Genomic DNA, 23,497 nt, shown 5'->3' with positions numbered 1-23,497 from the left:
TATATAATAAATTTCTATTCGTAAAGTTACATTATATATAATTTCTTCTTGCATATAAAATTCATTGCTCACAAAAAACTACCGAAAGAAAATCTTTCGGTAGTTTTACTGTATTAACGATATAAACGAACAGCACCAGCAGAATTATCATCAGCTTGTCCTACTACTTCAAACTTCAGGCCAAGATTCGGTAAAATACGTCCTGCATCTGGAATCTGTTTATTAATATACGTTTTCGAATCATCAAACTTCGGTACGCCTGCTAAGCCATTATACGTATACGTTCCGCGCGTTGGAGATACAACTTTCCAAGCTGGCGTTTTATCAAATGAGAACGCCGCATCAGCGATTTGGAATCGTGTACTACTTGCTACTGTTGGTTTACCATTTAAAGTTCCAACAATTGCTTCTGGATGAGAATCAACTACGCCAAGGAAACCATGTCCTGGATGTAAACCAACCCAGTTATCTGTATAAGCTGAGTCTGCATACCATACAACCATACCTGTGTTGTATTCTGGACCGCGAGCATATTTCAATGCGTTATCCGAACCAGCATAGTTTCTCCACTCTACATAATAGTTATGTTTTTTCTTCTCTGTTCCATTAGATACAGCGAATCCATCTAATTTGAACTGCGGTGTACCTTCTGCATCATCAGAGAATACTACTTTACCGTCTACATTTAGTGATGCATTATCAAGTAGGAAACCGTTTAATGCTAAACCACCATCTGTAATGTACTCAAATGTTAATTTTACTTTCTTACCTTTGAATTGGCTTAAATCGTATGATTTGTCAATCCATTTTCCATTTGTTGAATGTGCATTTCCACTATTTGCTTTCTCACCAAGTTTTTCGATTAATGTTTGCTGACCATCTTCTGTTACAGCATGTACTTCAAGGAAATCATACTCTGCTTCAATTTCATACAATGACTTGAAATCAAATTTCGCAGTCGTTGCATTTGTTAAATCGAACAGTGGCGTCTCCATTTTTGTGTGAAGATTGTCACCTTTTGTGCTGTAGTAATACTGCTTACCAAATGCTGGAGCAATTGTTTTTATATCTTTATCTGGCAAGTTAACACGAATCATACCTGGGCGGTTAGATTTCGTAACACTTTGGTCTAAATATGTTGCTAGACCGATACCTTTATTTAATTTCTCGTAATCTACTTCTACGATATTTGCCCAGTTACCACCGATTGTTTTTTGGAAAAACTCTTTATTTTGTGGTGAGAAACTCGTTGGCGTTGTTCCTGCAATGTTACCAGCCCAGCTTCCGCCACTCATAACAGACCAAGCTTGAATTGGTTCACCGTCACCAGTATAGTCTGTATCATACTCATCTGGAAGACCTAAATCATGACCATATTCATGTGCGAATACACCAACTGCGCCATCTTCTGGTTCAATTGTGTAGTCGAATGCTGCGATCTTTCCGCCCCAATATGGAACTTTCGCTTGTGTGCCTTCAATTGGGAATGGTTTTGGTCCAACAGTCCAGCGATGTGACCAAATTGCATCGTCACCTAATTTACCGCCGCCTGCTTCTTGTCCAACACCCGCATGGATAATCATTAAGTGATCGATTAAACCGTCCGGTTGTTTTTGATTTCCATCGCCATTTACATCATATTGATCGAATTGGTCAAACTCTGATAAATCAATACCGCTATCTACAGCTGCTTTTAATGCATCTTTTACTAAATCACGTGGTCCTTTTGGTCCTTTATTATCATGACCTGTCGCACCATCTGCACCGTAATCAGCAGCTTTACCAGGAACTGTTAACCATTTTGTAACTGTTCCGTCTACTGTATAACTACCGCCAGATTGCTCTTCGTAATATTGTTTAAACGTTTCGATTTTGCTGCCATCCTCTAATGCGAATGGCTCATTACCGAATAACATTTTTTCATAATGTTCTTTGTTAAAATCGTCAGTATACATATAACCAGGTTCTTTATCGATATTGTTATGTTTAAAGTCAGCGTACTCTACAAGTAAAACGAGTACTTTATCTTTACGAACTTCACCGTTATATTCTTTTCCCTTTGCTGGAGAAGTTGGTACTTTACCATTTAGACCACCCTTAACTGGGCCTGTCGCTGCAGGTGTTCCTGTTGCTGGTTTGTCTAACTTTTCTTTCGTATCAGCTTTCGCATCTTTCACTTTCTTTAAAAAGTCAGATGCTTCTTTTGTAAGTGGGTCCCCATTTGATACTTCTTTCCCAGGATTTTCACCCTTTTTGTTCTCTACGTATTTTTCGACGGCTTTCTTTGTTTCTGTCTCTGAAGCCTTCGAATCAATTACCCCACGGTTTTTTAGCGCATTTGCTAAACGTTCTTCTGGAATTAAATGATCATCGACTGGACTCGTAGCTGTCTTATTCACAGGTGTTTCAGCATATGCAGACTGGCCACCCGCCCCGAATGAAAGACCTAACACAGCTGTCAAAGCGATTGATGACAAAACTTTGAACGGTTTCTTGTTCATCCCTTATTTCCTCCCCTAATAAAAAATATGTATTACAAATTGAATTTTATTAAAAATTCAATATTTTTTCAATATTTAGTTATATTATGTAATTTTTTTAACATATTTGTAAAAATTCCATAGTTAGCATACGAATATATCACAATTCAACAATGTTTTCTGAAAATATTGAAAATATTTGTCAGAAACTTTATAATCGCCATAGAGGGAATTTAATGGGGATTTTATCTTTGTTTTATCTACAAAATATTTGATAATTCACTATATAAAACACAAAATGCGATTGCATTATCATATATTCTGTAGCAGCAGTTATGACCGATAATTAGGGAGGAATTACATTTGTACAAAGATAAGACTGACGCACTGGACCAAGAATGGATTGATTTAATACTTGAAGCTCTAGACGCTGGTATCGCCCTGCAAGATATCGAACATTTTTTAAAACGTATGAAGCCATCCAGTCAGGCTCAATAGCCTTGTTCTTTTTAACGAAGTTTATGTTATAATAATGACATCATAAGACGACTACATATTGATAGAAAGGTGCGCAAATATGATTGGAGAACGTATAAAACGCCTTCGCTTACAAAAAGGTATTTCATTAACTGAACTTGCCGAAAAAGCTGGTGTTGCTAAATCTTACATTAGTTCTATAGAGCGAAATTTACAAAAAAACCCTTCCATTCAGTTTCTTGAAAAGATCGCAGCAGTTCTACAAATTCCAGTTGATACTTTACTTCATGATGAAACAACAAAGGAAACTAACCTAGACTCCGAATGGACACAGCTTGTTAAAGATGCAATGAACTCTGGTGTCTCCAAAGAACAATTTCGTGAATTTCTTGAATTTACAAAATGGAAGCACGATCAAAAATAATAATAGAAAGAAGTGCTAACAACCAGCACTTCTTTTTCTTTATAAAAAAAGCGGGGGTTACCCGCTTTTTTATTATTTTTCTTCGCCAGCTTCTTGGTTAGCATTGAATGTCCATTCTAAATTCAATGAATCACCTTGGAAGATATTTTGGTCTTTTCCATCATCTACAAATTCAAATTGTACCCATAAATAATCCTCTGTACCAGCTTCTAATCCACCCTTTTCTCCCCACTCAGGAGCAAAGATGTCTTTAGCTAAAAGATCTGGATCAGTTTTTTGTAAATCAGCTAAAGTTGTTTCATATACAGGCTCACTTTGTTTATCCCAGTTCCAAAGGAATTTCACTTTAACGTGCTTACCAAAGTCTTCACCAGCATTATCGCCTTTTGCATCTTTCACAGTATACTTTGTTGCTAGTTTAACGTCTTTAATTGTTAATGAACCGCTATTCTTTAATAAGAACTCTTTCTTAACAGAATCCCCTGGTTTTAAATCTTTAATATCTACAAGCGTTTTAGGGTCTAATGTAAGATCTAACGTCCCAGCTGCAAATGTATTATTTGATACTTCTTTATCGCTAAAGTATGCAAACGTTCCTCCACCAATTAAAGATAACCCCAGTGCCGCTGATGCAACTCCCATACCTAATTTCTTTTTCAGACTCACAATCAATTCCCCCTAGCTGTTTTTTATATTTTTCCCCCTATAATTTTTCAATAAGGGACATAAAGAAAACTATATTAGCTTAGCTAATATTCGTTCTCTTTTAAAAACCTTAAGTTCATTATAACGAACAACTCTATATAAATACAACATTTTTTTATTAGTATTTTCAGTTATTTTTATTTCTCAATATCATTTTAAATTTTCGGGAATTTATTGAGAAACAAAGAAAAACGTAATTAATTTTCACTATCTATACTAATTAGTATCTTTCACCATCATGCTGCCAACCAGTTTTCTCGTATATGACGTGTATTGTTAAAATAAAGAAGACACGCCGAATAGGTGAGTCGCAATGCTCTCTCACCTATTCGGCTTTATAACCTCTATTCGCTCTGAAATGTTGCTGTATTTACTTGCTATCTTTATTTTTCTGTTCTTCTTGTTTCTTCTTCTCTTCCAGCTTTTTTGCTTCTTCTTGTTTCTTCTCTTCTAGTTTTTTCGCCTCTTCTTGCTTCTTACTCTCTTCTAGTTTTTTCGCTTCTTCTTGCTTTTTACTCTCTTCTTGCTTTTTCGCTTCTTCTTGTTTCTTACTCTCTTCTAGTTTTTTCGCTTCTTCTTGCTTTTTCGCTTCTTCTTGTTTCTTAGCCTCACTTACTTGTTTTGCTGTTTCCTCTACTAGTAATTTCTCAAAATCTTGAATTTGTTTATCAATCACCTGTAACTTTACCTCTTTATCAACATACTCACAATTGTCTTTCACTATATGAAAACCAGCATTCACATATGAGAATACTTGCTTATTCGATTCGCTTTTATTTCCTTTTAACTCTTCTTGCACTTGATTATAAGGACCCTCTATTGATACATATACTTTTTGTAACAATTCTCTTTCCGCAACTATTTTCTCACGCCCTTGCTTCCACGTAGCAAGCACCTGCTCTAACTCTTGAATGGAAGTAAAGGTTAATTTCAATTTCATCCCTTCATACTCACGCAAAATAACTTCCTTATGCTGCTTAGCTTGTTCTGTTAATTGATCAACTGTTTTTGGAAAAATACTTGCTGTAGAAATAGTAGCCTCAACTTTCGTTTCATAAATGAAAGCTGCTTCTGTATAAGTCATCATTTGAGAGCCTAAATAAAAAGTAATAGAACACAAACATGGCAGTATAAGCATCCTTTTGAATTTGCGAGGTGGCTTCAGCATTTTAATCTCTCCTATCGAACAACTTGTTCTTTATCAAGAACTATATCTTTATTATAATAAAGTGAATTACAAAATGATATAAAAATTATCTTTCTTTTTACATTTCCCTTTTAACAGAAAAAGAGACTATCATTTTTGATAGTCTCTTTTTCTCGTCCTTATTATTTTCCTTCAGCTTCACCTTGTTGTGCATCAAACGTCCAAGTTAATTGTAGCTTATCCCCCTGGAATTCATTTTGATCTTTTTTATTATCAACGAACTCAAATTTCACTTTGAATTTATCAGATTTACCTGCAGAAATACCTTTTTCATCCCAGAACCAAGCAGCTAAATCGTTATTTACCGCAGTAAGTGTGTCACCCTTCAATTTATCTAGCGTTGTTTCCTTTACGATTGTTTCATGCTTGTCTACATTTTTTAAGAATGTTACTTTAATATGTTTACCAAAATCATCTTTATTATCTTTCTTCACATCTTCTACATTATAATCTGTTTTTAGTAGTACTTTTTTAATATCTAATGTTCCTTTATTTTCTAATTTAAATTCTTTTTCAACTGTATCACCAGGTTTTAAATTCGATACATTAACAACTGTTGATGGATTTAATGCTAAATCAAGCGTACCAGCCGCAAATGTATTGTTTGACACTTCTTTATCACTGAAAAATGCAAACGTTCCTCCGCCAACTAACGCTGCTCCTAATACTGCTGATGCGATACCCATTCCTAATTTTTTCTTTAAAGTCATGTCCATATCCCCTTGATTTATATATTTGTCAACTCCCTAAATGGAAAGTATAACCAAATGAACTAGACAGATTGTTCTACTTTTTTCTCTTTCTTTTCTCCGTCTATGCTACGAATAGCACCAAAAATAGTAATAGCGGAATATCCTAATAAAAAGACTCCTGGAATAATAAGAAGTAAAGCAGCTCCAGCTTTTGAATTTGCATAATTTAATGCATACCCTGCATAAGGAACTGTAATATCCGCGTATTTTCCAATGACATTCTCCGCAAGTACTGGTTCTAAATCAGCGCCGTTATTGTTATCCCCTTTTGTTTCATACATTACTTTTCCATTTATATCTTTCACACCGATAATACGGTGAGTGATAATTTTTTGATCTTTCTCTTTAAAAGTAATAACATCGCCTTTTTGATATTTAGAACCATCTTTCGTCGGTTCTATCGCAATGATTGATCCTGTTAAAAATGTCGGTTCCATCGATCCTGATAACACTGATTTAAATTGATATCCCATCACTGTTGGATCCCCACCGCTCGCTTTTGAAGAAATAACTACAAAAGCTAAGCAAATCATCAATGCAAATAAAACAAATGAGATAACGTTGCTAATCACCTTCCAAATTAATTTCATCGTTTCTCTCCCTCTCCGTTGTTTTATATTATTTGAAGTATGCAATATCCACTCTTGCTCTTTAACAAGAACACAAGTAAATAATATAACGAACAAAACAGAAATGCAATAATAAAATTTACAATTATTAGTTATTTTTAATATATATAAAAAGACTGTGACAAAGTCTCTTCACAGCCTTTTAATTAGTAATTTATTTTTCTTCTGATTTCATTCTTGTTGTATTTCGGCGTAGCACTACAAATAAAATAGCTCCAAATAATAGAGCGGCACCTATCCCAATGCTTATTATTTTCACATTTGATTCGTTTACTTCAGGCGTAGCCGTATCTTTTTTAGGCATCGCAAAAGTAACATCTTCTTTAGAAAGAACATTTATCGTCGCAATTATTTGATTATTTTTCGTGATGTCAACTGCACCAACTACCTCACCACGATGAATTCCTTTATGATACAAAGAATCTTTATCTAATGAAGCCGCACGGAAAATCGTCCTCACATTTTTACCTTCATCTTTCTTAAGCATAAGCTCTGCACTTTTTTCAAGCTCGCTATCAATATCTTTATTTAAATACGTTGCCTTTTGATGCCAGCTATGTTTATCTAATACAGTTTGCTTCACAAATTGACCGAAAGAATAGTCCGCCATCTGCTTCAAATCTTCATAAATTTCAGGTCTTTGAGAAGCCATTACTACATTTATAATGCGATTGCCATCCTTCTCATTTAATAGAACGAGTGTATTACGCGCTTCATTTGTAAAACCTGTCTTCCCGCCAATACTATATGGATTTTCAAAATAATTAGACTTATTAAAAATAGAAACCGTCTGGCTAGATGTCGTAACCGTCGTCCTTTTCGTATTCATCGCTTGTAAAATCTCAGGATACTTTTGTACACCTCTCGTAATCATTGCCATATCATACGGCGTCGTATAATGGTTTGGATCATGCAAGCCATTTGGCGTTACAAAGTGACTATCTGTAGCCCCTAATTGCTTTGCTTTCTCATTCATCATATGAGCGAAATTCTCAACATTTCCGCCAATACGCTCCGCAATCGCATACGACACATCATTTGCACTCAGCACCATTAAAATCATAAGCGCAGTATTTCTATTAATCGTCTCACCAGGTTGAAATTCAATTTGATAATTACTCTTCTCTTGATCTAATGCTAATTGTGAAAACGTAAATTGATCCTCTGGCTTCGTATGCTCCATAAGTAAAATCGCTGTTAACACTTTCGTCATACTAGCTGGAAATGCACGATGATGTGCGTTTTTGTTATACAAAACATCTCCCGTTTTCCCATCAATCGTAGCTGCAAACTGACTAAAAACATTTGGTCCTTCCGCAGGTGGTGGTGCCACTTGTTCTGGATTCACTCCAACATTCGTCTCAGCACGTAACGTCATAGGTGTCAAAAAAAATACACAAATAACGGTAACAACAGCCAAAATTTTCTTAAAGTTTACCATATGACTCTCCCTTTTCACTATACTCTCACAGCTTAAAAACTGAATCTACCAATCTATATGTAAATTGTATTAAATTGGAAGGGCATTCACTGTTTTTTACTATATCATACTTTTACGATAAAGAACATAAATATACAATAAAAAATAAGAAGGAATTATTCTTTCTTATCCTTCTCATCAATCAATGAATCTATTAAATTTTGACTAGCTTCCTCGGGTGTAATCTCATCTGTCATCCCCATAAACGACCAGCCTTTAGAATCGACCCACTCAACAAACTCTTGTAAAAACTCATCATGTGTAACATCCACATCAAGAATCGAGCCATTAATCGAAATCGTTCTATTTCTAGATACACGCATCTTGAACGTTTTCCTTACCATTACAATAATTCTCCCTCTACTACTGAATATTTATAAAGTGAAACTTTAATTAGCCTTCACCAATCGGGCTTTTACGAGCAGCCTGCCACCACCTAACTTTTTTGCTTTCGCTAAATTTTGAGGTGGGGATCTTACCGTCCGCAAATAGCGGGGTAAAATAATCTTGTATCTCTGTTATACATGATTTTAAGTAAATTGTAAAAAGGATATATTGGCCAATTTGCATATTGAAGCTGAAAATCTATCATCCTGCAAAAACATGAAACGATATGTAATTGATCATAAATGACTAAATAAATCCACATAAAAAAACAAAACAACTTACATTTTATCACACCAAATACAAATGACTTTCGTACAATAAAATGGAATATACTAGAAGAAGACTTAAAATGAGGAGGAACTCTATGGCACGTTGTACGTATTGTAAAACGAAGTGGACAATAAAAGATGTATGGTCAATACTCGTGACATTTGAAAAAGATTGTCCGTATTGTTTCGGAAGGCAGTATCTATCAAATGACACCTTTCATCATGCTAATGCCGCTCTACCTTTATTATTCTTATGTCCTTTACTTGTTGATTTAAGCGATGAAAACCCTTTGGATAAATACATTAAATAATATGACCGCTACATTCTACTAAGTCTTCTTCTCATCATTATCCCTTCAGACACTACTCGCATAATTGCATATGATTTCCCTTTTAAAACTTACCATAAAAATATTGTAAAATTTCAGTTAATTATATATAATTGCTTTAGCATAAAGATTAAAGATGCTGTTACATACGCATTTTTGAAGATCCCGTAGCTCAGCAGGGAGAGCGCCACCTTGACAGGGTGGAGGCCGTGAGTTCGAGCCTCTCCGGGGTCATAAAAAAAGAGAAACCGTATCAACCTTCTACGTGATATGGTTTCTCTTTTTTATCTAAATCAATCACTTCCCACCAAACATCTTCTCCAAAGACTTCGCATTAGCAAACAATACTTCTTTCAAGTTATCATCTGCAACGATTTTATAGTCGCCATCTTTGTTTTTCTTTAAGTTCAATGTAACTTCGCGAGTTGCCATGATTGCATCTTTATCTGATAAGTGTTTGACGATAGATGATGTCATCGTTTTTTCAATCGCTTTTTCAGATTGTTCTTTGTCTTCGCTAAAGGCACTAGCGAAGGCCATTGGCATAACTTCTCCCACTGCTTTTGTTACAGCAACGGATAGATCAGCAGATGTAATTTTCACTTTCACTTCTGCTTTGTCATCTTTTTTCGATACTTCTTCTAGCTTTTCAAATTTAAAGTTTTTCGTAATCGCACTCAGCATTGCTTTTGCCTCAGCATCATCTGTTTTTTCATTTAGTTTATTAAATTCTTTGTCACTCTCAACAAATGTACGAGCTTTTTCTACATCACCTTTTTGTATCGCTGTTAAAAATTCTTCTGTCGTTTCTTTCGGATTTGCACATCCTGCTAAAATACCTACTGTTAATCCCACTACCATCATTAACAGCAATAATTTTTGTATCTTTTTCACTTTCATTCTCCTCTTATCTTTTCTAGTAAGTCATCACTATATAATAGTATGAAACTGACATTACAAACATTTTTTAGTATAGCATTTATATGATTTATTTTCTATTCATTCCCAAAATATTAAGAGCCTTGCAGCTTTCCTACAAGGCTCTTTTCTATCAATCCGTATCCGTAGCACAGATGAACCACATTTTCTGCTCCTTACTATCTAACACCATCCAAGTAACATCCCACGCAACATCATAAAACCAATCTGTCCAAGGGCTATAGCTTTCAAAAACTTTAATATCTTCGTATCGATCTTGGAACATATATTGACATAGATTAACTGCTAATTGTTTTGCGATAACTGGTCGTTTCTTAAATGTTTCATATGCTCCACCCGACAAAATTTGAGCGGCAATGCTACCATCAAGCATGACTGCCCATTGCTCTTTAAAATGAAACTTATATTTTTCTGACGTATGTATTTTTAACTCTTCTAAGCTATTGATTATATCTAAAGAGTTACAGATTCTTCTAAAGAAGTGTTCGTGTCCATCTTTCCAATATGGTATTTCTTTGAAAAAATTTTCGTTATTTACTTTAAAACAGCTTATAACCGCTCCGCCATTTACGTTTTGTTCCTTGAATGTATGTATGAGTTTCTCAATAGATAAGTCATTCGTGTCTATTTTTTCAAACGTCCCCTCTTTCCATCTCATAACGCCCACTACTCTCTATTAAAAATTTATTTCCTCATTATAAATAGCAAAATTAAAACCAGCAACTTTAAGGTTGCTGGCTTATCTCTTATTCATATTCGAAAAAACAATAACAATTGCTCCGAACACATAATGACCCGCTACCATCCACACGCTCCGATCGAGGATCATAAGTGATAACCAAAGCGATATATTAATAGCAGCAAATAATACATATAAAATGAAGTCTCTCTTTTGTAGCGCTTCTCGATTCATCAAAATATAAATTGCGCCGATTGGCGGAAGGATGAAGCAAAGGAAAAAAACAAACATTTTTCTTAACGACCATGGATAAGTTACTGTCTGCATATGAGTCTCCTTTTCACTTTATAGTACATGTAACATCGGTCTTACTACTCTATATTCGTCACTATAAGGCTCCTTTATGATTAAAGATGAGTGAGGATTTTTTTCTTCCTCTATCATTGTGAATACTTCTGTTTTTTCTTGTACTATGTTGGATTCACTGTTTTTAGTAGGTTTTTTACTTGTTTCAATTTTCTTCGTTACTTCTCCGAGCCTTTGTCCAACTTTTTCAGCTTCGGCAGGTTCATTCGTAACATAGTATTCTTGGTGCTCCCATACTAACATAGGTGGCACTTGTTCTCGTTTGTTACATATTATATAAGTAATACTAGCTATAAGTAGTAGGCATGTTAATAAAAAGAAGATAGTGTTTTTATTCATATACTATGCTCCCTATCTATCATTTTATTAAATTATATAATATCCATTATATGTAGTAAATGGATGTCATGGGAATTTTCAGATTTTACATCAAAAAGAATAACCTTACTACAGTAAGGTTCCATTTTTATATTCTATAGTGATTGATTTATTAAAACGATCATTACGATAATCGCTATAAACATAACAACTAAACAGCCGATCATTTTATAAAAGCCTCTTTTCGTTAACGTCCCACCTTGAACGTCTTTTCGAATAAATAAGAATACGGCTAAAAATAATACAAGTCCAATGCCAAAAGCATACATCATTTGCATATGTTAATCTTCCTTTCTCTCTTCCATCTTAATATCTTTTCGATAAAACAACAAATGAGATAAAAACTGTACTCATCGTAAGTGCCATAAGTATGTTTAATAGTTCCACCGCAGATAGTGTAATTACGTGTAGATTTAAACCGAAAGAGAAAAGAAGGTAATATGCCGTTAGCGCAAAAAAGCTGAAGAACATTCCTTTATAACGAATAAGTTTCATTCGCTCATCTTTTTCTTTAAATTGCGGGTGTAAGTAACTTAAGCAGAAACACATAATCATCATCGCAAGTACTGTATACGTTGGAGCCGGTGGTGCGGAATGCGTCATTATGCCCGCTAATACCATGGTTCCACTCATAATAAAGAAAATAATTCCCATAATTAAAAAGTACTTTTGTGAATAATTCATCCCTATTCCCCCTCTTCTTTTCCTTCATAAATAAATACATGTTCTATCGTTGTCTGAAATGTTTTTGCTATTTCAAATGCTAACGGAAGTGATGGATCATATTTTCCCTTTTCAATTGAAATGATGGTTTGTCTGGAAACTCCAAGTTTCTCAGCCAATTTTTCTTGAGATAGTCCAAATTTTTTTCGGTATTCAACCATTTTATTTTCCAAGGAAATTTCTCCCTCCTTCCTTATAGTGAGTATATATGTAAAGCAACCTTTACGTCAAGTTTCCTTTACATGCATTTTAGTTTGTTTCACTCTATTTATATAGAAGAAACTTTTCAATTTTAGCACGTCTATTTTGAAGCACAACACGGAACACTGTAAATAACCGTTACTATATCTCCTCCTCTCTTTTTTTAAAATTTAATATCTCCCTATTTGTTTTATCCTTTTAAAATATTTCATTTATCTCTTTATTCCACAAAATGCGTTATTGGTTTTACGGTGTTTTTCGGCATATTTATAGAAACTAACTGTTTATGAAGCATTTTTTATGTTTAGCAACTTTTTTTGTAGAAATCCTTCGCTTTCCTTTCAATATTTAACACTATCTAAATAAAGTTTACGATAAATTCATAATTTTTTATTTTTTATACTATATTCCGTTATATTGTTGTATAATATCAATGAAAGCGCTTATTATTTCAATATACATAATTCGAACTCATTTTTATCGAAACATTCTAATTATTATGCTTATATCTACATGCAACAATTTTAGTTATTCGTGTAGGTATACCAAATATATCCACCCCATTTTTCTGTGAAATTACTTTATAACATGAAAGATTAACTTGGGTGATAAGTTATTGTGAATGTTTTTTTACAAAACAGATAAGTAATAGTGTTTGGTATTATGTAAATTATTGTAATAACATAAGAATAAAGAAAACATTTACATTGATTGTTGGTTCATCAATTATTGAAAAGAGCAAAATGCACCTTTTGTTTGGAAAAAGGATTATATGCATTGGGAGGTTTAAACAAATGACGAGGAAGAATACAACGACAAACCCTTGGGCCAAGTTCCATGGTCCGAACCTTGGTTATGTTATTGAGCAGTATGATCTTTACGTAACTGGAGCAGGTTCTGTTGATCCGGAATTACAAGAGCTTTTTGAAATTTTTGGAGCTCCTTCGTTTCAAGATGATGTCGTAACAAGGGACAACACAGCAACACATTTTTCTCCTCAAAACACAGGGAACATTGAAAAAATTCTTAAAGTCGTTCAGCTTGTTGAACAAATTCGTTCATTCGGGCATACGTTGGCTCACATCAATCCGATGGAAGATGCTGCTAATGGACAATCTCTTCTTGAGAAAGCAATGAACGAACTGAGCGATGCTGACTTGAAAGCGATTCCAGCGAAAACAGTATGGCAAGATGCACCAGAAGGTATTCACACTGCACTTGATGTAATTCATAGATTAAAAGACGTTTATACAAAATCTTTAGCTTATGAATTTTCTCATATACAAGATAGTGAAGAACGCGCGTGGTTGCATCAAATGGTGGAATCAAATTCATTGCGTCAACCACTATCAAATAAAAAACGAACTGCTCTTTTAAAACGTTTAACAGCTGTTGAAGGTTTCGAGCAATTCTTGCATAAAACATTCGTTGGGCAAAAGCGTTTCTCTATCGAGGGCGTTGATATGCTTGTACCTGTTCTAGATGAAATTGTTCTCGAAGGTGCAAAGGGCGGCGTAGAAGATGTCATGATTGGTATGGCTCACCGCGGTCGTCTAAGCGTACTTGCACACGTATTAGAAAAACCATATAGTCACATGTTTGCTGAGTTCAAACATGCAAAAATAGAAGGCGCAGTGGCAAATTCTGGCTGGACTGGTGACGTGAAATACCATTTAGGTAGAGAACAAGTCGTTAGTAACGAAGAAGTTAGCACTCGCGTTACATTAGCAAATAACCCAAGTCACCTTGAGTTCGTTAACCCTGTTGTAGAAGGTTTTGCACGTGCGGCTCAAGAGAATCGTAAAAAATCTGGTCTTCCAGAACAAGATACTTCAAAATCATTCGTAATTTTAGTTCATGGTGATGCTGCATTCCCTGGTCAAGGTATTGTATCTGAAACGTTGAACTTAAGCAGATTGAACGCGTACCAAACAGGCGGAACAATTCATGTTATCGCAAACAATGCAGTTGGCTTTACGACTGATAGCTATGATTCTCGTTCTACGAAATATTCAAGTGACCTTGCAAAAGGTTTCGATATTCCGATTGTTCACGTGAACGCTGATGATCCAGAAGCTTGTCTTGCTGCTGCTAACCTTGCGATTCAATATCGTACATTGTTCAAAAAAGACTTCTTAATCGATTTAATTGGTTACCGCCGCTACGGTCATAACGAAATGGATGACCCAGCAGTTACGCAACCACAAGTGTACAAAAAGATTAAAAATCACCCAACTGTAAGAGCGATTTATGCAGATCAATTACAAGCTGCTGGTGTTCTAAATGCAGATGAGGTTGAAACAATGACTCAGTTTATACAAGAGCAATTAAAATCTGACTATGCACAAGTACCGCCAGCTGATACGAGCGCTGCAACAATTGACGTTAAAGTGCCAGATGTTGTTGCAAAAGGCATTCAGCCAATTGATACTGGTGTTGAGATTGACTCACTTCGTGCAATTAATGAAGGTCTACTATCTTGGCCAGAAGGCTTTAACGTATATCCGAAAGTAAAGAAAATTCTTGAACGCCGTAAAGACGCTCTTGAAGAGAACGGTAAAATTGAATGGGCACTTGCTGAGTCATTAGCATTCGCTTCTATTTTACAAGAAGGTACGCCAATTCGTTTAACTGGTCAAGATTCACAGCGTGGTACATTCGCGCACCGTCATATCGTATTACACGATACTGATACAAATGAAACATATTCACCATTACATCGCTTACCAAACATTAATGCATCCTTCTCTGTTCATAACAGTCCGTTATCAGAAGCTGCTGTTGTTGGTTACGAGTATGGTTATAACGTATTCGCTCCAGAAACTCTTGTTATGTGGGAAGCGCAATATGGTGACTTCTCAAATACTGCGCAAGCATTATTTGATCAATATGTTTCAGCAGGAAGAGCAAAATGGGGTCAAAAATCTGGTTTAGTTCTTCTATTACCGCACGGTTATGAAGGTCAAGGACCAGAGCATTCTAGTGCACGTCCAGAGCGATTCTTACAGTTAGCCGCTGAGAATAACTGGACAGTTGCAAACTTAACGAGCGCGGCACAATACTTCCATATTTTACGTCGTCAAGCATCTATCTTAGGAACAGACGCTGTTCGACCATTAGTATTGATGACGCCAAAGAGTTTATTACGTCACCCACTTACGCTTTCCACTGCTAGTCAGTTAAGCGAAGGACGTTTCCAACCTGCTCTAGAACAAGAAAACCTTGGCATGAAACCAACTAAAGTAAAACGTCTTGTTTTAAGCACAGGTAAAATGGCGATTGACTTAGCAGCAGAAATTGAGTCTGGTAAACATGAGTATAACTTAGATGAAGTTCATGTCGTTCGTATTGAACAGCTGTACCCATTCCCTGCTGAGAAAGTTCAATCTATTATTAAACGCTTTAAAAACTTAGAAGAAATTATTTGGGTTCAAGAAGAACCTCGTAATATGGGCGCATGGCATTACATGGCTCCAATTCTGTTTGAACTTGCTGGAGATAAAGTGAAAACAGGTTACATTGGACGCCCAGATCGCTCTAGCCCATCTGGTGGCGATCCATTCGCTCACAAAGCTGAGCAAGAACTAATTGTTGCACACGCTTTAGATGTGAAGTATAACTTCCGTCAAGATAAACAAGAAATTGAAGTTTTCAGCAACTGAAAGTAATAATGAAGGTTTCTAGCTTGCTCCCCGGACAGATATTCTGCCCGGGGGCAGGCTAACAAATGGAGATTACCGAAGACAAAAGAAGAAAAAACACACCGTTAGGCAAATAAGGGGAGGACATTTAAAATGATCGAAATTAAAGTACCTGAGCTTGCAGAATCTATTACTGAAGGAACTATCTCACAATGGCTTATCAACGTAGGCGACAAAGTTGAGAAAGGTGGCAGCGTTGTTGAGCTTGAAACTGATAAAGTCAATGTAGAAATCATTGCAGAAGATTCAGGTATTGTATCGAAGTTACTAGGCGAACCTGGGGATACAGTTGAAGTTGGTGCAACTATCGCAATTTTAGATGCAAACGGAGCACCAGTTGCAGTAAGTACACCTGCACCGGCTGCTGAACAGCCAAAACAAGAAACAACTGAAGCACCGAAAGCTGCGGCACCAAATGCTGAGCAAACTACAACTTTACAAGGTTTACCGAATACGAACCGTCCTATCGCATCACCAGCTGCTAGAAAAATGGCTCGTGAATTAGGTATCGACTTAAACGACGTACGTAGCACAGATCCACTTGGACGTGTGAGACCACACGATGTACAAGCTCATGCTGCCGCACCAAAAGAAGCACCAGCTGCTCCAAAAAGTCCAGCTCCTGCTCCAGTTGCAAAAACGGAATTCGAAAAACCAGTTGAGCGCGTGAAAATGTCCCGCCGCCGTCAAACAATTGCAAAACGCCTTGTAGAAGTTCAACAAACATCTGCAATGTTAACAACATTTAACGAAGTTGATATGACTGCAATCATGGAATTACGTAAAGAGCGTAAAGATGCTTTCGAGAAAAAACATGATGTACGTCTTGGCTTCATGTCATTCTTCACAAAAGCAGTTGTTGCAGCATTAAAACAATTCCCGTTATTAAATGCTGAAATTCAAGGCGATGAGCTTATCATTAAAAAATTCTATGATATCGGTATTGCAGTAGCAGCTCCAGATGGATTAGTTGTTCCAGTTGTACGCGATGCTAACCAATTAAACTTCGCTGAAATCGAAAGCGAAATTCGTAATTTAGGTATGAAAGCACGCGATAACAAACTTTCATTAAAAGAGTTACAAGGTGGTACATTCACAATTACAAACGGTGGTGTATTCGGTTCTCTAATGTCAACACCAATCCTAAACAGCCCACAAGTAGGTATTTTAGGAATGCACAAAATCCAAGTACGTCCAGTTGCAATTGATGCAGAACGTATGGAAAACCGTCCAATGATGTACATCGCTTTATCTTACGATCACCGTATTGTTGATGGTAAAGAAGCAGTTAGCTTCCTTGTTGCTGTTAAAGATATGCTTGAAGATCCAAAATCATTATTATTAGAAGGTTGATAGATTAATAATCTATTACAGGCTGTAGAATGAATTATTCTACAGCCTTTTTTTATTGCATTCATATGGGACAAATTTCATAACATAAGCTAATAATGTATGCCTAAAACGTAAGGAGGATTAAAATGAATAACCTTCCAATTGATGCAAAACTTAAAGCAAATAAGGATACTTTTTTCCTCCCCGACTCAAACGGGGGTGTCTATTTTCGAAATAATGCCAGTTCATTTCGTATGGACGGTGATGGAATTTACAACTGGATTGAAAAATTAATGCCAATGTTTAACGGGAATTATTCTTTAGCAGAAATAACCGATGGTCTCCCTCTCCCCTATCAAAATCGTGTATTTGAAATTGGAGAGATTTTATATGCAAATGGTTTCGTTCGGGATGTAAGTCAAGATGCACCTCATGAATTAAATAGCGCATTACTTGATAGATACGCTTCACAAATTGAATTTTTAGAAGCTGATTCTCATTCAGGCGCTCTAAAATTCGAAACGTATCGCGCGGCAAACGTCCTTATAATTGGTTCTGGAGATATGCTTACTTCCTTAGTTTCTTCTTTATTAGAATCAGGATTACCTACCTTTCATTACCTTGTTACAGATTATGAGGAAACAAATTACAATCGCATTCATGAGCTAGTAGAACTTGCACATGAAGTTGATGATCATGTCCTTGTTCAGGAAGTAGATACGACAATTGATCGTCCCCTGCATGAAGTGTTCGAGCCTTTCGACTGGATTTTGTATGTTTCTCAAACTGGAGATATTGAAGGCCTAAGAGCAGTTCACACGATTTGTAGAGAAGTAGGAAAGAACTTCATACCTGCCGTCTGTTTATCAGCACTTGGTATAGCCGGCCCTATCGTAACAGCTAATCGTGAAGAATGCTGGGAATCCGCATGGCATCGGCTACATGAAACGACTTTACAAAATGAACATTCATCAGCATCATTTTCACCACTTCCATCTGCAATGTTAGCAAATATAATCGTATTTGAATTACTTAAGCATGTCGCTGATGATTCTTACCGAGAAAAAGAACCACAATTCTTTTTATTAAATTACGAAACACTCGAAGGAGCATGGCATCCTTTTATAAAACATCCTCTCGCAACTGATGAAAGTTTTACAATTGATACGATAGAAAATCTTTCTGAACAACTTGAGCAGCGGTCCAACCAACATACCTCAACTGATTTATTCCGCTTTTTCGACTCATTAACTTCTAAAGAAGCTGGTTTATTCCATGTATGGGATGAACAAGATTCATATCAATTACCGTTATCACAATGCCATATTCAAGTAGCTACTCCACTATCAGATGGTCCTGCTTCCCTCCTGCCTCTTATGACTTGTGGTGGTTTAACTCATAATGAAGCGCGCCGAGAAGCTGGTTTAGCAGGAATTGAAACATATGTAGCGGAAATTATGCACCGCCTTATTCCTGAACATAATGATATCGGTATTGGCGCTGGAGAAACGATGACAGAAGGTGTATACCGGGCGCTACAACAACATTTAAATAATAAATTGTATGAGCGGCAGTCACATATGCTAGAAGAAATTACGACGATTGATTTAACTGCAATTCATGATAAACATTGTAGATTTTATTACGATGCTCTCTCTACAATTCATGAACCTCCTAAAATAGCAATGAGTGAAGAGATTCTCAGCTTTCCTGTCGTTTGGGTTGGTATAAATGATCGCTGGTACGGTGCATCTAATATTAATATGACGTTAGCCTTACGAAACGCACTACAACTATCACTACTTCATATTCAAAATGAAGAGACTCCTTACAGAGCTAATATCTTGCCTGAATCCTCTATTATTTTATATGACACGGATTCTTTTAGAGTGGAAATACAAGCGGAAGAAGAAGTTCCAGGTGTGCAATCTGTGCAGCTTGCCTTGCAACATTTAGAAGAACATAATTTTTATCCATTCGTGTTTGATTTAACCATTGAATCATTTTTGAAAGAAAACTTAGATGGTGTGTACGGTGTATTAATTGCAAAGGAGGACAGTCTATGACTCAAAATATATTGCTTATAGGAGATGGCTTACTTGCAAACTATGTACATGATCAACTATGCAAACAATATTCTATCATTCGCCAACATAACCTTACAGAAGAACTCCCTGAAAATATTCATCTCGCTCTCGTATTACATGATGGCTCTCCTTCTACTATTCATCATGATGCCGAGCTAATGTTTCGATCGAATCATATTCCATGGCTACGTGCATTCACTTCATTTGGTGAAGGTATTATCGGTCCTTACATTCATCCTCTTGCAACTGGCTGTTCCAACTGCTCTGATGGACGCCGATTTATCGCTGGATTTGATCAACAAGAAATGTGGGCACTACAGCGGAAATATGCGTTAAAGGCAGATAATGTAACAAGGCGTGATGTACGTGCCACCCAAAATGGTATGTTACAAATGTGCCATCTTATTCGTGCAGAAACAGAGAAAATATTAACTCATAACCATTCTTCTTTAGAAAATGAACTCATTTTACTAAACTTACAAACACTGCAATGTACGCGGCATTCTTTTCTTCCCGATCCGCTCTGCCCTGTATGTAGCAATTTGCCTGATGATACGGCAGATGCAGCAGCGATTTCGTTACAACCGAGCTTAAAAACAAGCGAAGCAGCATATCGCTGTCGTTCCATTCATGAACTAAACACATTTTTAACGAGAGATTATTTAGATTATCGCGTCGGTATGTTGAACGGAAAAATGCAGCATTCTTTATTACCATTTGCTGACGTTATTATAAACATGCCATTAATGTTTGGAAATGAAGGTGTTGCAGGCCGAACTCATTCATTTGCAATGAGTGAAGCGACTGCTATTTTAGAAGGTTTAGAACGATATTGTGGTATGTCACCTCGAGGAAAAAAGACAAATGTACACGGCAGTTTTCGTGAGTTAGAGGATCATGCACTTAATCCCCTCTTGCTCGGTGTACATACAAATGAACATTATAATCGTAATAGTTTTCCGTTTAAACCGTTTGATCCTGACTATGAACAAAACTGGGTATGGGGCTACTCTTTATTACAAAACCGGCCACTTTTAGTTCCTGAATCAATTGCTTATTATAGCCTCGGTCATCGAGATGCTTTCGTGTATGAAACATCAAATGGATGTGCAATTGGTGGTAGTTTAGAAGAAGCAATTTTTCATGGCATTTTAGAAGTTGTAGAGCGTGACGCCTTTTTGCTCACTTGGTATGCCGAATTACCTCTCCCCCGCCTTGATCTTAGTTCAGCAAATGATACGGAATTACAATTAATGATTCAGCGGCTGTACACGATTACTGGGTATGAATTACATGCTTTTAACGCAACGATGGAACACGGTATCCCAAGCTTATGGGTAATTGCGAAAAATACGCGTGAAAATGGAATGAACGTTGTTTGTGCGGGAGGCTCTCATTTAGACCCTGTCCGCGCTTTAAAGAGTGCCATCCATGAAATAGCAGGCATGTTACTAATAGCAGACGATGAACTCGAACAAAAAAGAGAGCACTACGAAAACTGCTTACAAGACCCTTATCTCGTAAATAAAATGGAAGACCATAGTATGCTGTACGGATTAAAAGAAGCAGAAGAACGTCTTCACTTTCTTTTACGTGACGATGCCCCGGTGCAATCGTTCCAAGAAATGAATGCATTACAATCAGTTGATCTAGATTTAACATCCGATCTTCATCAACTTTTAAACCGCCTGCAGCAATCTGGACTTGACGTAATCGTTGTAGATCAAACAGTACCTCTTATAGAAAAAAACGGATTACATTGCGTAAAAGTCATTATTCCAGGCATGTTACCGATGACGTTCGGTCACCATCTCATTCGAGTTACAGGACTGGATAGAGTATATACTGTGCCGATGACACTTGGATATACAAACGAACCTTTAACGAATGAACAATTAAATCCACATCCGCATCCGTTTCCATAGTAAAGGAGAGGATTTTATGCAGCTGGATACTTTTTTACATCATCTCCATTTTTCTATCGATGAAATTATGCCGAATCATGAAGTGGACTGGGAAGATGCACCGCTTCCTTATAAATTATACCGAAATGTACCTATCATTCCTCTCTCTTTAGAAATCCCATTATCTTTACCTAACTCTTCTACTACACCTACTTTGAAGGAGATTGGTCATTACCTTTGGTCCTCATTTGGTTTAACACAGTTATGTCAGCTAAATAGCGAAAAAATTTTATTCCGAAGATCTATCCCTTCAGGCGGCGCTTTATATCCAAATGAATTGTATATATATTTAAAGATCGATGATTATCCAGACGGTATTTACCATTACGACGCTGCGCACCACCGACTTATTTTACTTCGCGAAGGAAATTTCGATTCTTACATTACAGAAGCACTTGGCAACCGTTGTAACATACAGTCTTGTTTTGGCGCTGCATTCGTATCCACTATGTTTTGGAAAAACTACTTTAAATACAATAATTTTTCGTATCGACTTCAAGGATTAGATAGTGGTGTTCTCATCGGACAATTACTTGCATGTGCCAAACAATTCGGTTACACAAATGGCGTATACTTTCAGTTTCTAGACCGTGCAATCAATCATTTACTCGGACTGTCAGAAGGCGAAGAAAGTGTGTATGCTGTCGTTCCTTTAAGTACAGAACCGCAAACAAATTGGTTTCACAATGATTACCGTGAAAATAAAACAGTTACTTCTCATGAGTTGTTACAGCAAATTCCGCCGTTAGCACACGAACATTTCGTTCGCTCAAAACATGTAAATGAATATCCAATGTTAACAAAAATAAATGAAGCTTCTATGATTGAATCGACAGCACACTTCCAAACACTACATCATGAAGAGCACTATCAACATCATGCGTACGCTGTACAGTTGCCGCAAGTAGAACGGTTATCGTATGATTTCTTACAACTTTGTAAAGAACGGTATTCCCCTGATGCTGACTTTACTTTCACGAAATGGGATACAGCCGAGCTCGCTACTTTACTACAAGAAGCGAGTCTCTCCTTCCCTTATTACAACGACCTTGATGGTCAGTATGTAAATGAAAATGCACGGGTCTCATTATATGGATGTTTTTATAACGTAAAAGATATAGAGAACGGTGCTTATTCTTATAACAGTAAAACACATTCCATACAGCCACTTCGATATGGAGACCTTCGTTATCCCCTTCAATCCAGTATGACGATGGATAACGTAAATCTTTTTCAAGTACCGCTTTGCCTACATGTAGTCGGAAAGAAAGATTACTATACAAATGCATTAGGCTATAGAGGATACCGTATTCACCAAATGGAAGCTGGCATACTCGTTCATAAACTCGTTTTCGCCGCAACCGCGATGGGGATGGGCGGGCATCCATTACTAAGTTTTAATACAAATTCATGTGATCAGTTATACGGGATAGATACTGGAAATGAAACGTCTCTCATTCAAATTCCTGTTGGGGCGTATCGAGCGCGGAATTGGTTAAAAGGGGATTTGCGTAATTAGAAGCACGCCGGTGGACGGCGTGCTTTTTTACTAGATTAATTTAAAAATACTCTTAATTTGTCTCGCGAATAACCAATTTTTCGTACCGTAGTTATCATTTAAACTATCTAGATTGATAGATTGTCCGTTAGCAAACTTTAATTCTAACGTTGTATTTTTGTCATTTGTTTTTAAGTTGCTATGTGTAATTGCTTCATACTTTAATTTTTCGATTTCAACATATTCATCTTTTTCTTGTCCAATCACGACATGATCTTGGAAGAAGAACAATACTTCTACTTTCTTACCGAAACAAAATACATTTTTCGTATAAATTAATGTCGCATTATCAAGTCCGACGCATACTTCTTTCATTTCTTCAACAACGTTTCCAAAGTCTTCTTCTTGTCTTGCGTTTGATTCAGCAATCCATTCTTCGATTGTTTTCATGTTAATTGCCATACTGTGCCCCCTGGTTCGATCATTGCTT

The 23,497-nt window shown here is 36.5% G+C and carries 23 protein-coding genes and 1 tRNA gene; 9 read left to right on the top strand and 15 right to left on the bottom strand.

Annotation, left to right across the window (positions count from 1 at the left end; all coding sequences use genetic code 11):
• Positions 1-113: 113 nt before the first annotated feature.
• A complete protein-coding gene (inhA1, locus tag ACSG5Z_RS19080) occupies positions 114-2,501 on the bottom strand; it encodes a M6 family metalloprotease immune inhibitor InhA1 (protein WP_001035922.1) in 2,388 nt (795 codons plus the stop codon).
• 342 nt (positions 2,502-2,843) lie between these two features.
• Between inhA1 and ACSG5Z_RS19075 the strand changes: the two genes are divergently transcribed.
• Both ACSG5Z_RS19075 and ACSG5Z_RS19070 read left to right on the top strand, forming a co-directional pair.
• On the top strand, positions 2,844-2,978 hold the full coding sequence (locus ACSG5Z_RS19075) for an anti-repressor SinI family protein (protein WP_087984789.1): 135 nt from the start codon (positions 2,844-2,846) through the stop codon (positions 2,976-2,978).
• 79 nt (positions 2,979-3,057) lie between these two features.
• The gene (locus tag ACSG5Z_RS19070; RefSeq protein WP_088062549.1) at positions 3,058-3,381 is read left to right on the top strand and encodes a helix-turn-helix domain-containing protein; all 324 of its coding nucleotides are present in this window, start codon (positions 3,058-3,060) and stop codon (positions 3,379-3,381) included.
• A gap of 72 nt (positions 3,382-3,453) precedes the next feature.
• Here ACSG5Z_RS19070 and calY read toward each other — a convergent pair whose 3' ends face one another.
• The 6 genes from calY to ACSG5Z_RS19040 all read right to left on the bottom strand — a co-directional run bounded on the left by calY (position 3,454) and on the right by ACSG5Z_RS19040 (position 8,498).
• Positions 3,454-4,047 (bottom strand): biofilm matrix protein CalY, encoded by a 594-nt coding sequence (gene calY, locus ACSG5Z_RS19065; RefSeq protein WP_000053730.1) that lies wholly within the window; start codon positions 4,045-4,047, stop codon positions 3,454-3,456.
• A 409-nt stretch (positions 4,048-4,456) separates the two neighbouring features.
• Entirely contained in the window at positions 4,457-5,254 is a 798-nt protein-coding gene (locus ACSG5Z_RS19060) for a DUF4047 domain-containing protein (RefSeq protein ID WP_435711972.1), read from the bottom strand.
• 161 nt (positions 5,255-5,415) lie between these two features.
• Complete coding sequence (locus ACSG5Z_RS19055) at positions 5,416-6,003, bottom strand: CalY family protein (RefSeq protein ID WP_000172834.1); 588 nt, start codon at positions 6,001-6,003, stop codon at positions 5,416-5,418.
• Positions 6,004-6,065: 62 nt separating this feature from the next.
• Positions 6,066-6,635 (bottom strand): signal peptidase I SipW, encoded by a 570-nt coding sequence (gene sipW, locus ACSG5Z_RS19050; protein ID WP_087984786.1) that lies wholly within the window; start codon positions 6,633-6,635, stop codon positions 6,066-6,068.
• Positions 6,636-6,828: 193 nt separating this feature from the next.
• Positions 6,829-8,115: a D-alanyl-D-alanine carboxypeptidase family protein gene (locus ACSG5Z_RS19045; protein ID WP_435711971.1), complete on the bottom strand. Its 1,287-nt coding sequence runs from the start codon at positions 8,113-8,115 to the stop codon at positions 6,829-6,831.
• A gap of 155 nt (positions 8,116-8,270) precedes the next feature.
• Positions 8,271-8,498 (bottom strand): hypothetical protein, encoded by a 228-nt coding sequence (locus tag ACSG5Z_RS19040; protein ID WP_000251865.1) that lies wholly within the window; start codon positions 8,496-8,498, stop codon positions 8,271-8,273.
• 407 nt (positions 8,499-8,905) lie between these two features.
• Between ACSG5Z_RS19040 and ACSG5Z_RS19035 the strand changes: the two genes are divergently transcribed.
• Both ACSG5Z_RS19035 and ACSG5Z_RS19030 read left to right on the top strand, forming a co-directional pair.
• On the top strand, positions 8,906-9,121 hold the full coding sequence (locus tag ACSG5Z_RS19035; RefSeq protein ID WP_048526759.1) for a hypothetical protein: 216 nt from the start codon (positions 8,906-8,908) through the stop codon (positions 9,119-9,121).
• A 179-nt stretch (positions 9,122-9,300) separates the two neighbouring features.
• Positions 9,301-9,373, top strand: a tRNA-Val gene (locus ACSG5Z_RS19030).
• Between the two features lie 63 nt (positions 9,374-9,436).
• Here ACSG5Z_RS19030 and ACSG5Z_RS19025 read toward each other — a convergent pair.
• From ACSG5Z_RS19025 to ACSG5Z_RS18995, 7 genes are all read right to left on the bottom strand, one after another.
• Positions 9,437-10,033: a hypothetical protein gene (locus ACSG5Z_RS19025; RefSeq protein WP_435711970.1), complete on the bottom strand. Its 597-nt coding sequence runs from the start codon at positions 10,031-10,033 to the stop codon at positions 9,437-9,439.
• Positions 10,034-10,190: 157 nt separating this feature from the next.
• Positions 10,191-10,736: a hypothetical protein gene (locus ACSG5Z_RS19020; RefSeq protein WP_435711969.1), complete on the bottom strand. Its 546-nt coding sequence runs from the start codon at positions 10,734-10,736 to the stop codon at positions 10,191-10,193.
• Positions 10,737-10,817: 81 nt separating this feature from the next.
• Positions 10,818-11,084: a hypothetical protein gene (locus ACSG5Z_RS19015; protein ID WP_142291692.1), complete on the bottom strand. Its 267-nt coding sequence runs from the start codon at positions 11,082-11,084 to the stop codon at positions 10,818-10,820.
• An 18-nt stretch (positions 11,085-11,102) separates the two neighbouring features.
• Positions 11,103-11,462 carry a hypothetical protein gene (locus tag ACSG5Z_RS19010; RefSeq protein ID WP_435711968.1) on the bottom strand — a complete coding sequence of 120 codons (360 nt, stop codon included), beginning with the start codon at positions 11,460-11,462 and terminating at the stop codon, positions 11,103-11,105.
• Positions 11,463-11,596: 134 nt separating this feature from the next.
• Positions 11,597-11,779 (bottom strand): DUF3976 domain-containing protein, encoded by a 183-nt coding sequence (locus ACSG5Z_RS19005; protein WP_001178300.1) that lies wholly within the window; start codon positions 11,777-11,779, stop codon positions 11,597-11,599.
• Between the two features lie 28 nt (positions 11,780-11,807).
• Positions 11,808-12,185, bottom strand: a complete 378-nt coding sequence (locus ACSG5Z_RS19000) for a hypothetical protein (protein WP_046957056.1) — start codon at positions 12,183-12,185, stop codon at positions 11,808-11,810.
• Positions 12,186-12,187: 2 nt separating this feature from the next.
• A complete protein-coding gene (locus ACSG5Z_RS18995; protein ID WP_000428506.1) occupies positions 12,188-12,397 on the bottom strand; it encodes a helix-turn-helix transcriptional regulator in 210 nt (69 codons plus the stop codon).
• Between the two features lie 822 nt (positions 12,398-13,219).
• On the opposite strand from ACSG5Z_RS18995, the gene odhA reads away from it, so the two are divergent.
• From odhA to ACSG5Z_RS18970, 5 genes are all read left to right on the top strand, one after another.
• Positions 13,220-16,087, top strand: coding sequence for a 2-oxoglutarate dehydrogenase E1 component (gene odhA, locus ACSG5Z_RS18990; RefSeq protein ID WP_435711967.1), 2,868 nt, complete (start codon positions 13,220-13,222; stop codon positions 16,085-16,087).
• A 132-nt stretch (positions 16,088-16,219) separates the two neighbouring features.
• Positions 16,220-17,479: a 2-oxoglutarate dehydrogenase complex dihydrolipoyllysine-residue succinyltransferase gene (gene odhB / locus ACSG5Z_RS18985; protein WP_000569906.1), complete on the top strand. Its 1,260-nt coding sequence runs from the start codon at positions 16,220-16,222 to the stop codon at positions 17,477-17,479.
• A 125-nt stretch (positions 17,480-17,604) separates the two neighbouring features.
• Entirely contained in the window at positions 17,605-19,524 is a 1,920-nt protein-coding gene (locus tag ACSG5Z_RS18980) for a putative thiazole-containing bacteriocin maturation protein (RefSeq protein ID WP_435711966.1), read from the top strand.
• Entirely contained in the window at positions 19,521-21,470 is a 1,950-nt protein-coding gene (locus tag ACSG5Z_RS18975; RefSeq protein WP_097857474.1) for a TOMM precursor leader peptide-binding protein, read from the top strand. The genes ACSG5Z_RS18980 and ACSG5Z_RS18975 overlap by 4 nt, the downstream gene beginning before the upstream one ends.
• A gap of 16 nt (positions 21,471-21,486) precedes the next feature.
• A complete protein-coding gene (locus tag ACSG5Z_RS18970) occupies positions 21,487-23,028 on the top strand; it encodes a SagB family peptide dehydrogenase (RefSeq protein WP_435711965.1) in 1,542 nt (513 codons plus the stop codon).
• Positions 23,029-23,058: 30 nt separating this feature from the next.
• Here ACSG5Z_RS18970 and ACSG5Z_RS18965 read toward each other — a convergent pair whose 3' ends face one another.
• Positions 23,059-23,469 (bottom strand): DUF3908 family protein, encoded by a 411-nt coding sequence (locus ACSG5Z_RS18965; protein ID WP_000996802.1) that lies wholly within the window; start codon positions 23,467-23,469, stop codon positions 23,059-23,061.
• Positions 23,470-23,497: the final 28 nt, after the last annotated feature.

Origin of the sequence: Bacillus pretiosus (genome assembly GCF_051294775.1) — a bacterium.
In the GTDB taxonomy this organism is placed as follows: Bacteria; Bacillota; Bacilli; order Bacillales; family Bacillaceae_G; genus Bacillus_A; species Bacillus_A wiedmannii.
Note: the sequence above shows the minus strand (reverse complement) of the source record. Positions and strands in the feature narration are given on the sequence as shown.